Source organism: Polyangium jinanense, from assembly GCF_028435265.1.
Taxonomy (GTDB): Bacteria; Myxococcota_A; Polyangia; order Polyangiales; family Polyangiaceae; genus Polyangium; species Polyangium jinanense.
The window spans coordinates 73,240-84,572 of sequence record NZ_JAGTJK010000051.1; the positions used below are offsets into that span (position 1 = coordinate 73,240).

Annotated in this window: 7 protein-coding genes; 3 read left to right on the top strand and 4 right to left on the bottom strand. The window is 67.4% G+C overall.

What is annotated here, in order from left to right; genetic code table 11:
- The first annotated feature begins 204 nt into the window (after positions 1 to 204).
- From KEG38_RS45040 to KEG38_RS45050, 3 genes are read left to right on the top strand one after another with little or no spacing between them, the layout of a single operon-like run.
- The gene (locus KEG38_RS45040) at positions 205 to 594 is read left to right on the top strand and encodes a CesT family type III secretion system chaperone (RefSeq protein ID WP_272426918.1); all 390 of its coding nucleotides are present in this window, start codon (positions 205 to 207) and stop codon (positions 592 to 594) included.
- 46 nt (positions 595 to 640) lie between these two features.
- Positions 641 to 1,468, top strand: coding sequence for a PspA/IM30 family protein (locus tag KEG38_RS45045; protein ID WP_272426919.1), 828 nt, complete (start codon positions 641 to 643; stop codon positions 1,466 to 1,468).
- A gap of 16 nt (positions 1,469 to 1,484) precedes the next feature.
- Positions 1,485 to 4,319: a cation-translocating P-type ATPase gene (locus KEG38_RS45050; RefSeq protein WP_272426920.1), complete on the top strand. Its 2,835-nt coding sequence runs from the start codon at positions 1,485 to 1,487 to the stop codon at positions 4,317 to 4,319.
- 1 nt (position 4,320) lies between these two features.
- Here the strand turns inward: KEG38_RS45050 and KEG38_RS45055 are convergent, their stop codons facing one another.
- Genes KEG38_RS45055 through KEG38_RS45070 form a run of 4 tightly spaced genes read right to left on the bottom strand, consistent with a single transcriptional unit; the run spans position 4,321 to position 11,049 of the window.
- Positions 4,321 to 5,205 (bottom strand): Rpn family recombination-promoting nuclease/putative transposase, encoded by an 885-nt coding sequence (locus tag KEG38_RS45055; RefSeq protein WP_272426921.1) that lies wholly within the window; start codon positions 5,203 to 5,205, stop codon positions 4,321 to 4,323.
- Between the two features lie 9 nt (positions 5,206 to 5,214).
- On the bottom strand, positions 5,215 to 7,680 hold the full coding sequence (locus tag KEG38_RS45060; RefSeq protein WP_272426922.1) for a helicase-related protein: 2,466 nt from the start codon (positions 7,678 to 7,680) through the stop codon (positions 5,215 to 5,217).
- Positions 7,680 to 9,662 carry a phospholipase D-like domain-containing protein gene (locus KEG38_RS45065; RefSeq protein WP_272426923.1) on the bottom strand — a complete coding sequence of 661 codons (1,983 nt, stop codon included), beginning with the start codon at positions 9,660 to 9,662 and terminating at the stop codon, positions 7,680 to 7,682. The genes KEG38_RS45060 and KEG38_RS45065 overlap by 1 nt, the downstream gene beginning before the upstream one ends.
- The gene (locus KEG38_RS45070) at positions 9,652 to 11,049 is read right to left on the bottom strand and encodes a hypothetical protein (protein ID WP_272426924.1); all 1,398 of its coding nucleotides are present in this window, start codon (positions 11,047 to 11,049) and stop codon (positions 9,652 to 9,654) included. Before KEG38_RS45070 ends, KEG38_RS45065 begins: the two co-directional genes overlap by 11 nt.
- Positions 11,050 to 11,333 lie beyond the last annotated feature (284 nt).

The window sequence follows — 11,333 nt, forward strand, 5'->3', positions numbered from 1 at the left end:
GGGGGTTTGGGGGCGAAGCTCGGGTCATCCGAGCGTAGCCCCCAAGCGTTGACCTGCACCAAAGACCGTACCAGCGAAGGCCCGGCGATTGGAAGGGAGAAACGCGGCGCTTGTTTCTCGGGAAACGCTTGCTCGCGCGGGCGCCGGAAAAGTGTTCGGATCCCCTCGACCCTGCCTTGCACTGCCTGTACGCTCCGGCCGGCCATGCCGCGAACCGCCGAGGACGTAGAGAACTTCCTCCTGCAACTGAGCCGCCCCTTCGAGAAGGACGGCGAGACCTACCTCGTCTCCGCAGGCGAGAACAAGCCGCCGATCGCGATCCGCGTGGCGCCGCCGATCCTCGCCGTGCGCGTGTCGATCGGCCCGCTGCCCAAGGATCCCGAGCACCAGAACAAGCTGTTCCGCCGGTTGCTCGAGTACAACGCGACGGACCTGATGCACGCCGCCTACGGCATCGCCGATCACACCGTCGTGCTCTCGGCCGCGTTGCCCCTCGACAACCTCGACCCTAACGAGCTCGAGGCCACGCTGAGCGACCTCGATCTCGCGTTGGCGCAGCACGTGCCGACGCTTCACGATCTCGCCACCACCTAGCTCACCTAGCTCGCGAGACCAGTTCTCGGACGAGAGGCCAATCGAGATGGGAATTTTCGCGCGACTCGCCACCCTCATCAAGTCGAACCTGAACGACCTCATCAGCCGCTCGGAGGACCCCGAGAAGATGCTGAACCAGGTCGTCATCGACATGTCCAACCAGCTCATCGAGGCGAAGAAGCAGGTGGCCGTCTCGATCGCCGACGAGAAGCGGCTCGCGAAGCAAGCCGAGCAAGAGGCCGCGAACGCCGCCGAGTGGGAGCGGCGCGCGATGCTCGCGATCAAGGCCGGCGACGACAACCTCGCGAAGGAAGCGCTGGCCCGGAAAAAGGAGCACGACCAGCTCGCCGCGTCCTACAAGGACCAGTGGCAGAAGCAGAAGCAAGCGGTCGAGCAGCTCAAGACCGCGCTCCGCCTGCTCAACAACAAGATCGAAGAGGCCAAGCGCAAGAAGAACGTGCTCATCGCGCGCAAGAAGCGCGCAGAGGCGCAGAAGGCCATCCAGGAGACGCTCTCCGGCCTGAACAACGCCTCCGCCTTCGAGACGTTCGATCGCATGTCGGCCAAGATCGACCAGATCGAGGCCGAGGCCGAGGCCGCAGGCGAGATCCAGGAGCAGTACACGGGCGACACGCTCGCGCACCGCTTCGGTCAGCTCGAGGCCACGCAAGGCGCCGAGGACGACCTCATGGCGCTGAAGCGCAAGATGGGCGTCGTGCCGCCCGAGCCGCCGAAGGAGGTCGCCCCCGCGCAAGTGCGCGTCGCGGGCCCGGCCCCCGCCCCGCCGACGCAGGCCGAGCAAGATGAGCTCGCCGCCGCGCTCGCCGAGCTCGAAGCAGAAGAGCAACGCGAGCAAGCCCGCATGAAGCGCTAGTCGAATAGTACCTGCCATGAGTGAAGCTGGGACGACGGGCACGGGATCCGTCCGCCCCCCTCCGGAGCAGCGCGCGCCTGCCAGCAAGGCAAAGCCGCCAGCGACGGAGGGGAAGGACGGGCTCGTTTACACAGAGGACATCGACACCCTTTTGGGTCGGCTCGGCGCGAGCTCGATCGATGGGCTCGACGAAGCCGAGGCCGCGGCGCGGCTCGAGAAGTACGGCAAGAATCGGCTCCCCGATCCGCCACGGAAGAGCACGCTGCGGAGGCTGCTCGAGCAGTTCGCGAACCCGCTCGTCCTGACGCTCCTCGCCGCCGCCGCAATCGCGGTCGTCGTGGGCTTCACGGACCACGAGGGCGGGTTCCTGAGCCGCTTTGGCGACGCGATCGCGATCCTGCTCATCGTCATCCTCAACGCGTTCCTCGGCTACTACCAGGAGCGCCGCGCCGAGGCTGCGCTCGACGCCCTGCAGAAGCTCAGCGCGCCGGCTGCGCGCGTGCGTCGCGGCGGCAAGGTCCGGGTCATCCCGGCCGAGGAGGTGGTCCCGGGTGATCTCCTCGAGCTCGAAGCGGGCGACGCGATCGCGGCCGACGCGCGGCTCGTGCAGACGATCGACCTCGCGACCGAAGAGGCGGCGCTGACGGGCGAGAGCACGGCCTCGATGAAGGACGCGCTCTCGCCGGTGGGGGCCGACGCGCCGCTCGGCGATCGCGTGAACATGGTCTTCACGGGGACGACGGTCGTGCGCGGCAAGGCGCGCGCCGTCGTCACCACGACGGGCAGCGGCACGGAGCTCGGCCGGATCGGCGAGATGATCAGCTCCGTCGGCGAGACGAAGACGCCCCTCGAAGAGCGCCTCGAATCGTTCGGCACGACGATCCTGCGTGTCTGCCTCGTGCTCTCGGCCGTGCTCCTCGGCTGGGGCTTTCTCCGCGGCGGGCGGCCGTGGCACGAGCTCTTGCTGGAAGCCGTGAGCCTCGCAGTCGCCGCGATCCCCGAGGGCTTGCCCGCGATCACCACGATCACGCTCGCGCTCGGCATGCAGCGCATGGCGCGGCGTGGGGCCATCGTGCGCAAGCTGCCGGCGGTCGAGACGCTCGGCGCAGCGACGGTCATCGCCTCGGACAAGACCGGCACGCTGACGCAGAACGAGATGACCGTGCGTGTCGTCTACGCGGGCGGCAAGCGCTACCAGGTCACGGGCGAGGGCTACGATCCGCACGGCGGCTTCCGGCACGAGGGCGAGATCGACCTCGACCTCGAAAGGCTCCCGGCGCCGCTCACGTACACGCTCGCGACGGCCGCGCTCTGCAACAACGCGCACCTCGACCAGGACAAGGAGACGAAGAAGTGGCGCATCGTCGGGGATCCGACGGAAGGCGCGCTGCTCGCGCTCGCGGCCAAGGGCAACCTCGCCCGCGAGTCCGTCGCTCCCTCGCACCAGTTCGTCCACGAGTTGCCCTTCGACAGCGACCGCAAGCGCATGACCGTGATCACGCGCGACAAGAACGGCCGCGAGATCGCGCACGTGAAGGGCAGCGTCGACGTGCTGCTCCCGCTCTGCGTCAAGTACGCGACCGACGACGGCGTTCGTGGCCTGACCGAGGAGGATCGGCGCACGATCACCCATGTCGCCGAGGAGATGAGCGGGCAAGCGCTGCGCGTGCTCGCGATCTGCCGCCGCGTGCGCAAGGACTCTGCGGAGGACGGCGACGTCGAGCGAGAGCTCACGTTCCTCGGCCTCGTGGGCATGATGGATCCGCCGCGCGCGGGCGTGAAGGAGGCCGTCGCGACCTGCAAGGCGGCGGGCATCCGCGCGGTGATGATCACCGGCGATCACAAGCTCACGGCCACGGCGATCGCCAAGGAGATCGGCCTCTGGGACGAGGGCGACGAGGCGATCACGGGCTCCGAGCTCGCGAAGATGACGGACGAGGAGCTCACGAAGCGCGTGGAGCATCTGCGCGTCTTCGCGCGGACCACGGCCGAGCAGAAGCTCCGCATCGTGCGGGCGTTCAAGGCGAAGGGGCACGTGGTGGCGATGACGGGCGACGGCGTGAACGACGCGCCGGCGCTGCGCGAGTCGCACATCGGCGTGGCGATGGGCCTCGGGGGCACGGACGTCGCGCGGCAGGCCGCCGACCTCGTGCTCGCGGACGACAACTTCGCCACGATCGTCGAGGCCGTGCGCGAGGGCCGCGCGATCTACCGCAACATCCAGAAGTTCATCTTCTTCTTGCTGTCGTCGAACATGGGCCTGCTCGTGGCCGTGTTCGTGGTGTCGTTCTTCGGCAAGTGGCCTCCGCTGACGCCGCTCATGATCCTGTGGATCAACCTGGTCACCAACGGCCTGCCGGCCCTGGCGCTGGGCATCGATCCGCCGGATCCGCACCTCATGCGCGAGCCGCCGCGCGACACGGCCGAGGGCCTGCTGAACCGCCGCGACTACCTCGGAATCCTCTACGTCGGCGGGATCATGGGCGCCGCCGCGGTGGCGCTCTACGTGATGTCGCCGCAAGACGAGCAGGGCCTGCTCCAGACGCGGGCCTTGGCCTTCTCGCTGCTCGCGCTCTCGCCGCTCTTCCACGCGTGGAGCTGCCGGAGCCCGATCCTCTCGGCATTCTCGTCGAAGCCGCTCGTGAGCCTCCCGCTCTTCCTCGCGTGCGCGGCGAGCGCGGCGATCCACCTGGTCGCGATCCTGGTGCCGAGCCTGCGGCCGGTGTTCCGGACCTACGCGATGTCCCCGAACGAGTGGATGCTGCTCCTGGTCCTGTCGGCGCTCGTCGTGCCTGCCGTGGAGATCGCCAAGGTGATCGATCGGGCGATCCGCAAGCAGACCGCCCGCTGATTCAAGGCCAACGACGCTCGCGACGCAGATGTGCGAGCAACGCTTCGAGCCCGGCTGCGTCGAGCGCGGCGAGCCGGGCTCGACGCTCATCATCCATCCCGATGCCGAGCACGTCGCACGTGGCGACGATGCCCTGACGAATCCCTTCTTCGAGCCCCTCTCTGCGCGCGAGCGAGAGCGCGCCACGCTCGTTCTGGATGGCCATGCCCGAGGCGATGTACGCGTCCCACTCCTCGCGCGTGAAGCTCGCCGTGCGTGCAGCCTCCAGGGCCGCGACGAGCGGCGGGTGCTGGAGCGACGGCGGGATCATCGTCAGGTTGCGCGCTTCGCGGAAGAAGTAGGCCCACTTCTCGACGAGCGTCTCGGGCTCGCGCGACGTGTCGTACTTGGGCAGTTCCAGAAAGACGAACTGGAGCTCGGATAACCCCCGCACGCCGCTCGTCTGCTCTTGCATGCGCCACCGGCTGAGCATCGGGACCGACGTTCCATCCAGGCGCGGCCAGAGCTCGAAGTCGCAGATGCTGATGCCGATGACGTCGTCGAGCTCGGGGTAGTCGTCGCCGACCTCGAGCTGGTTCGTGTACGCCTTCGCGACGTTGTAGACGACGCGCTTCTCGAAGGCCTCGACGTTGAGCACCTGCATCTCGACGACGTACGTGGTGCCGCGCGCGTCGACGCACTTCACGTCGACGATCGAGTACTTGAGCTCGCTCACCTTGGGGCGCTGCTCGGCCGGCAAGAACGAGACGTCCGTGATGCGATGCGCATGGTCGAGACCAAACACGTCGTTCAGGAAGCCGATCAGGGCGGGCTTGTGCTCCTCGGTCCCGAAGATCCGCTGGAAGACGAAGCCGGTCTTGGGATCGGCGAAGACGGGGCGGCTCACAGGGAGGTTCTAGCGCCGGAGCCCGATAGTACGAGGCTCGGCCCGCCGGGGGCGCTGTGATGGGTCGAGAGGTCGCAGATCGATCATCACCATCTCCCTCTCCTCGGGCGTCATTCGCCCCTTCTCCTCAACCGCATCCACGTCGGCTGCCGTTTGCTCCGGGTCCTCCTCCGCAGGCCCTTTCAGGAGCGCCTTGCGTTTCGACCCGATGAGCACCTGAAACCACGCGTCTCGCTGCATCACCGTGTGGAAGATCCGCTCCTCGTACGTGTCCTTCAGCAGAAAGAAGTGCACCTCGACCGGGCCCTCGTTCGCCGTCGTTCGTCCCTCGCGGTCGACGCGTCCCTCGCGCTGCTCCATCTTCGCGGGGTTCCACTCCACGTCGTAGTGCAGCACGTAACGGGTGTGCCTCTGGAGATCGATCCCCTCCTCGCCGACGCGGCTCACGAGCAGCACGAGCGGCGCGTAGGGATGGTTGAAGTTCTCGCGCCGCGCCTCGCGCTCCGCGCTCGCCTGCTCGCCATCGAAACGCGCGACATAGTCATGCGCCGAGTACACCTCTTTGATGCCGCCCCATGCTCGGCGCGCCTGCTCGACGGGGTCGTCCTCTCCGCTCGCCTCTCCCTGCTCCGTGCCCGCGAGGATGCGTACGATCTCGTCGAGCTTCTCTCGCAGCCTGTCGCCCACCTGTGTCCGCACGAATGTCCGCACGTCCGCGTCCGCCGGCCGCGCACCGCGGCTCGGCTTCATCGACCTCGCGAGGTGCAGCAAGAAGAGCGGCTGCGCGCAATGCCTGGACGCTCTCCGGAACATGGCGTCGATGAGATCCCCCTTGTCGTCCTGCGCCTCGTCCGCTGAGGCGTCGAGCAACACGCGCGTCCTGTCCAGGGTGTCTCGACCGAACTTCTTGCGTAGCTCGTCGTGTGTCAGGCGGCGCTCCTCGTCGAGGGCTCTTCGGACCGCAGCCTGCGCCGCCGAGGGCTTCGCCCAGCCCGCGGCCCTCACTTGCTCCTCGACGAACGGCTTGACTTGATCGGCGACGACCTCCTCCAGCGCCGCCTTCAGCGCTCCGGCCGTGCGCATCAGCGTGTTGAACACGAGGATCTTGTTCAACGTCGCGCCGGGCTGCCTGCGCACCCGCTCGATTTCCCGGTCGAGGATCCCCTCCACCACGCTGCGGAGGGCGGCGATCTTCGGGTGGACGTGCCCCGTCGCTTGAAGTCGGTCGAGAGCCGCTCGGGTCTCGGCGACGCGAGGCAGCGTTTCTTTTTTGAGGATCGAGCTCCCTCCGAGCTGTTCGTAACTCGAGAGGCACTGCCGGAGATCTCCCGCGACGAACGAGGAGTCCTCCTTCTCCTTTTTCGAGGCTTGCTGGGCGTCCACGAGCACGTCCCGGAGGTGCAGGTAGACCCAGGTGTCCTCCCCTTCGAGGGGGATGAGCGGGCTCTCCTTCACCACGGGACGCATATCGTCGAGCTTCTTAAATCCACGGGCGACGTACCCACCGTTCCGTTTCTCCGTCAGGGCATAACGACGGAGGTTCTCGTCCTTGACGTTCCGGATCAGGTAACGCCGCAAGAGCGGCTGCAAGCCCGGTGTCCCCGGGCGCTGCCCGCAGGACGCGTCACGCAGCCGCAGCTCGTTCAGGCGCTCCACGACCTCCCTCCTGCCCTCGTGCGCGGGCAGGAAGTTTCGCTTGTTGTGGAAATGCCCGAGCGCTCTCTCGTATCGCGAAAGTCCGTCCTCGATCCGGTCGAGGTCCTCGTCGCAAGCGCCCGCGATGCGCAGGAGGTTGACCATTTCCTTGATCTCGAGCTGGAACGGCGTGGCCGTGAGCGCGAGCGTGAACCTCGCCGAAAGCCCTTCCCTCCGGCTCTCGGCGGTCTGCTCGGGGAAAAAGACGCGGCTGCGCTCGGTCTTCAGGTTGGTGAAATGGTGCGCCTCGTCGACGATGACGACGTCCCAGTCCGTCTGCCGGAGCCAGCGGACGATCGGGGAAGCGTCGTGCGAATTGCTCTCCGTGAGCAGGAGCGGCTTCACGAGATACATGCGGCCTCGAGGGACCTGGTGCTTCCCGCCTTCGAGTACGCCGCTCCCCTTCCCGTCCGAGCGTTTTCCGATCTCCTCGACGTGGCGGAGCATGTCGCTGAAGGCCTTCCAGTCGGCCGTCGAGACGTATTGCTGGAAGCCCGCCTCGCCGCTCGTGCTCGTGATCTCGCGGCGCCACTTGCTCATGAGCGCGCGCTCGGCCACCACGAGCACGCGCTGGATGGGCTGTCGTGTGCCGCGAAAATGCCGCCAGAGCAGCGCCGTGATCCCGAGCGCCTCGTACGTCTTCCCGCAACCGACCTCGTCCGCCAGCACGATGCCGCTCTGCTCCCGCACGAGGAGCGCGTCGAGCGCGGCGCGCACCGCCAGCATCTGATTGTCGCGCGCGAGGCTGATGTGAGAAAGGAGCTTGTCGATATCCACCATCACGCGCGCTCCTGAAGCATTTCGACCACGCGTACGCGCAGGCTCCACACCTCGTCCAGGATGTCGTGCCGGGCGTCGCTCGCGAGCGGAACGCCCTCGAGCGCAACCGCCAGCTTCGCCGGTTCGAGCGCGGCGAACGCCGCCGTCGCGTCGTCGTGCCGATCTGCGACGGCCGAGACGACGCGCGCTACGTGCTCGGCGACCCTCGCCACGAAATACGTCCGCCGGATCCCGTCGATGGAGCCGGCGGACGCGGAGTCGAGCGAACGGCAAAGCTTGGTCGACCACCATCGCAGCGCGAAACGCGACATCTTGCGCGCCTCGAGCCTACGCCAGTGCCCGTCGAGCCCCGCCCGGACTTGCCGGAAGAACTGATCGAGGGACGCCTGGTGCTGCTGCGGCGCGCTCTTCTCTTCCCGTCGCGCGGCTTTCCATGCCGCGATCTGCGCGTCGACGGCGGCGACACGTTGCTCCGGCGTGGCGGCTTGTGCGAGCAGCGCATCCGCCGTGAACACCTCCGTCTCGATGATCAGATTGTTCCAAATCCCGAGCGCCTCCTCGAACCTCACGTTGTACCGCATGATTCGCGTGTCGAGGACCCGGCCGTCGGCGCTCCGCGCCTCGATGCGGAGGGAAACCGCGCGCAATCTCCGCTTTCCCGTCTCGGGATCCTCCTCCTCGAGGGGAGCGTCTTCGATCGGGATGGAAAAAGTGCCGACCCCGAGCCTCCCGCTCTCGTGAAGCACGACGCCCTCCGCCTCGATGGAGACGCGGATGTGGTGGACCTTTTTGCTCCAGATCGCGCCGTGGACCGAAAGCACACGCGTCCTCGTGTCGTAGATCGCCTCGCCGACCTCGAAAAGCACTTCGGGCGGAGGAGGCGCGACGTACGCCGGGGGCAAGGCTCCCCGATGTCGTAAAAAGAGCCTGTCGATCTCGAACTCCTCGTGCACCGACTCCATGCTCGCACCGGCGGCCGGGGCCGAAAGGACGAGCGCGCATTCGACGTTCCCCCCCTGCACGACGGACCGCAGGAGCGCCGCGTTCGTGAAATTCGGTGATCCCCAGAGCATCGTGGTCCTCTTTCGTCCGAAGACGACCACGATCTTTCCGTGTAATGGCCGCTCTTCCTCGCTGAACGACTGGGTTCGGAGCGCGACCTTGGCTCCAAGCTCCTGGAGGGCGAGACGCGGCAAAGGCGCGAGCTTGTTCGGCTCCAAGACCGTGCACAACGTCATCCGGGGTACGACCGCGCGCGCCGCCCAAGGGAGCCCCCCTCCGAGCGCGTGGCGCAAAAGAGAATCCGCCTCGTCTGCGACGTCCGCGTCGGTCTCCAGGAAAGGGCTCACGACGAGCACGTGCTCCACGGCGTCATCATCGTGGATGACGCACACCTGACCCCATATCGACGCCTGATACGAATGCACGAAGCGCAGATCGGGGCCACGACGCGGCGCTTCCGGGAGCTCCTCCAGGACGATCCGGGCTTGCGTCACGACGTCACGCACCCGAGCTGCGGAGTCGTCCGCCACCGGGAGCCCCTCCACGACGTCGCCGAGAAACTCCAGAATGCCGGCGAGGACGCCCTTCGGCACGGGCCGTTCTGCGTCCTGCGAAAATACGAGCGGCGTGAGCAGCTCGAGGTTTTGCCCGAGCCCTCCCTTCGTCAGGTTGGCACTCCCGAGGGCCGCGAAGACCGCGTCCTCGCGCACCGCGAGGAAGAGCTTGGGGTGAAAGACACCGCGCTTTCTTCCCGCGCGAAGGACCGTGACCCAGCGGGCTGTCCCCTCGTCGACGTTTCGGCCAACTTCGCCGGCGATGACGAGCGGGTGCCGCAACCCGTACTTCTCGACGAGCGGCTTCCACAACCGTTCGTTCGCGAGGTCGCCGTCATACCCGAACGAGAGGCCGAGCGCGTGGGTGATCTCGCTGCCGCGGGCAAAACGGTCGAGCTCGTCGAAGAGCTTGATCTCACGCTTCATCGGCGACGTCCTCCGGCCCGAGATCGAGATCGGCGGCGAGCTGGCCGAGCTGGGCGAAGCGGAGCGAGTGCAAAAGCAGCCGGAGCGGGCGCGGCGATCGCCGCACGACGACGTCCCCCTCCATCACCATCCACTCGCCCTTTCCCTTCTTCGCCGATACCTCGACGTGATGCTCGACGAGCTCGGGCAGGAGCTTTTCGATCATGTCCCCCGCGCGCTCGCGGTTCGCGTCGCGCGCCCAAAGCAGGACACGCTCGACGAGGGCCGGCGCCTCCAGGCCGAGCCACTCCACGTATCGATCCTCGAGCCCGAGCCGTAACAAGAGCTGGGTAGCGAGCACGCCGACCTCGGCCCACGGACGCTCCACGGGCGCGAGGAGCTCGGCGGCGATGTCCGTGGGGGAATCCTGCCGGGCGGCCCAGGTCACAGCGCGAACGGAGTTGAAGTCCCGGCCCGCATGCGTGGCGATCTCCTTGCGCCACTTCGAGAGGGAGATGCGCCCGCGCGTCTCGACGGGCTCGAGCGCCGACGCGAACAACGCATTGAGGCCAAGGGCCACGAGCTGATAGGCGCCCGTGGTCTGGATGGGGTGCAATCGATTCGAAGGAGCTCGCTCGAGCGCGGGCCGGAGGACCTTCCAGTTCGTGTGTGTCTCGAGGGCGCCGCCAGCCTTCTCCGCTTCCTCGTCGCCGTCCGTCACGGGTTCGTTGTCCGTGGCATCGTCACCCGTGGAGCCGCCCTTCAGAAGGTCGTGCTCGAAGAGGATCTGGACGGTGTCCCGGCGCGACAGGGCGTCCTGCTCGCCCCCGTTGCCGAGCAACGCGTCGACGAGATACCGCCGCTCGAGGACCCCCGGGCGATGGCTCAAGCAGAGCCGCTCCGCCGAGCCCTCGATCGTATTGCGGCGCTTTTGCGTGCGCGCGCCTCCCTCGAGCGCCCAGGCCACGACCCCCTCGTCGACGCGGCTGATCCGCCCGGCGAGCTGCTTGCCTCGAACCGTCAGGTGGAGCCCGAGCCCGTCGTCGAAATCGTCCTCCTCGATGAGCCCGAGGCTTGCGAGCGAGGTGCGATAAAGCCGCAAGGCGCCGCTCGATGCTTGGTTCTTGAGGATCTTCGTCGGCAGCTCCCAGAGCCCGGCGCCGCGACGTTCACTCACGAATCGCCGGCCGCGCCGCCGGCCGATATAGCTGCACGCCTTGGGATCGTCCTCGTGCCGGAGGGCCTCGCAGAGGACGAGGAGGCGTTCGAGCCGGAGCACGCGCTCGAGGTGTGTACGCTTCGATTCCGCCGCCTGCGCGCGGTCGAGGGCCCAGCAAAGAAAGGTGTAGTAGCGCGCCCGCGACGTGAACACGTTGAGGCCGGGTAACAGCCGATCGGCCTGCGTCATCGCGTGTGCCTGGAGCCCCAGAGGGTCGCGGCTCGAGGGTGGGGAATCGAGCCGGACCAACCAGGAAGGGAGGATGGTAGAAACAGACTCGGCGAGCATCCTGGAGGGACGCTATCACGGTCCACCCTGCAGGAACTTTTCTGTGCGATCCTCGAACACTAACAATCCCCCGGCAAAGCCGGGGGGTTTCGATGTGTGAGCCGCTAAAAGCGGCTGATTTACGGGCCGCTCGCGAGCGGCCTTCGGAGCCACCTTAAGGTGGCGCTCGATCCTACAGGAGGCGG